This window comes from Pseudomonas sp. p99-361 (assembly GCF_003935475.1).
Taxonomy (GTDB): domain Bacteria; phylum Pseudomonadota; class Gammaproteobacteria; order Pseudomonadales; family Pseudomonadaceae; genus Aquipseudomonas; species Aquipseudomonas juntendi.
The window spans coordinates 1-1,169 of the sequence record NZ_RHQO01000141.1 but is presented as its reverse complement, the minus strand read 5'-3'; the positions used below and the strand labels follow the sequence as shown (position 1 = coordinate 1,169).

The 1,169-nt window shown below is 54.7% G+C and carries 1 protein-coding gene; it reads left to right on the top strand.

Features of this window, described 5'->3' with window-relative positions; all coding sequences use genetic code 11:
• Window positions 1–57: 57 nt before the first annotated feature.
• A protein-coding gene (locus EGJ22_RS25860) for an IS3 family transposase (RefSeq protein WP_125920460.1) occupies window positions 58–1,169 on the top strand; the annotation gives its coding sequence in 2 pieces (ribosomal slippage) (window positions 58–292 and window positions 292–1,169; 1,113 coding nt annotated over the 2 pieces). This gene is flagged as partial in the annotation.

Genomic DNA, 1,169 nt, shown 5'->3' with positions numbered 1-1,169 from the left:
GCCCCTGGTTTCGTAGACACCTCCAAGCCTCATAATGAGGCCCAAATAGGAGGTGCCATGAGTCGTCAGCGTTACCCCGAAGAATTCAAGATCGAAGCGGTCAAGCAAGTGACCGAGAAAGGCAAACCTGTCGCCGATGTCGCCCAACGCCTGGGCATGTCCGTGCACAGTCTTTACGCCTGGATCAAGGTCTACAGCAAGCCCCAAGAGCAGCGTCAGCAAGACGACGATCAGCAGGCCGAACTGCGCAAGCTACGCGCTGAACTCAAGCGCGTGACGGAAGAGCGAGACATCTTAAAAAAGGCCGCCGCGTACTTTGCCAAGGAGTGCGGCTGAAGTACGCCTTCATCAAGAAGCACTCGACTGATTACCCGGTGCGGCGCCTTTGCCAAACCCTCAAGGTGCACCCCAGCGGCTATTACGCCTGGCTGGCCGAGCCTCAATCTGCCCGAGCAAAAGAAGATCAACGTCTGCTTGGCTTGATCAAACACGCTTGGCTGGAAAGCGGAGGTGTATACGGCTACCGCAAAATTCACGATGACCTGCGTGAGCTGGGAGAGGAATGCGGCCGAAATCGAGTCAGGCGCTTGATGCAGGCGGAGGGGCTGCGTTCTCAAACGGGCTATCGGCGGCGTCCAGGGTTCTATGGTGGAAAACCAACAGTGGCCTCGCCCAACCACCTCGCGCGGCAGTTCAAGGTAAGTGAGCCGAACAAGGTCTGGGTGACAGATATCACTTACATCCGCACCTATGAAGGGTGGCTCTACCTCGCGGTAGTGCTGGATCTGTTCTCACGCCAAGTAATTGGTTGGTCAATGAAGCCAAGGATGTGCAGCGACCTGGCTATCGACGCGATGTTGATGGCTGTTTGGCGACGCAAGCCTCAGCAGCAAGTTATGATTCACTCAGATCAAGGCAGTCAGTTCAGTAGCTCGGATTGGAAAAGCTTTTTGAAGGCCAACAATGTAATCAGCAGCATGAGCCGGCGGGGAAACTGCCACGACAATGCCGTAGCCGAGAGCTTTTTCCAGCTTTTGAAGCGAGAGCGAATCCGACGAAAGATCTACACAACCCGTGAAGAAGCCCGAAGTGATATTTTCGATTACATCGAGATGTTCTATAACCCTAAACGCCGACACAGCAGTGCTATGCAGCTGTCTCCAGTAGAG